Source organism: Ectopseudomonas khazarica, from assembly GCF_004521985.1.
Lineage (GTDB): Bacteria > Pseudomonadota > Gammaproteobacteria > Pseudomonadales > Pseudomonadaceae > Aquipseudomonas > Aquipseudomonas khazarica.
In genome coordinates, this window is sequence record NZ_SBHZ01000049.1 from 1 (window position 1) to 425 (window position 425).

General features: G+C 60.5%; 1 protein-coding gene. It reads right to left on the reverse strand.

What is annotated here, in order from left to right:
* Positions 1–425 (reverse strand): mannitol dehydrogenase family protein (locus EPK82_RS24665; RefSeq protein ID WP_455708956.1); only part of this gene is annotated, 425 nt, incomplete at both ends.

Consider the following 425-nt stretch of genomic DNA (forward strand, 5'->3'; position numbering starts at 1 on the left):
GTCTGCGCCCTGATACTGCGCGTTAATCTTCTGGAACTCGGCCAGCATCGGGTCGACCACGTCAATGGCATTACCCTGCTCATCCACGCCCTGGGTGTAACGCATCCAGCCAGCCACGCCCAGCGCCAGGTGACGCCAGCTGCCGCCGTTTTGCAGGTGCAGACGCACCGGGTCCAGCAGACGCTGCGGTAACTTCTGGCTGCCGTCCATCGCAATCTGCCAGGTACGGTGACGCAGAGACGGGTTGCTGAAACGCTCGATCAGCAGCGTCGCATAGGCGTTCAGGTCCGTACCTTCCGGCATCGACAGCGTTGGCGCTTGTTCCTGCATCATCAGGGCAAAGGCCGCTTTGCGATAATCCGGGTTAGTCATGGTGTCGGCAATAGTTTCATAGCCGCCGAGGTAACCGAGGTACGCCAGGAAAG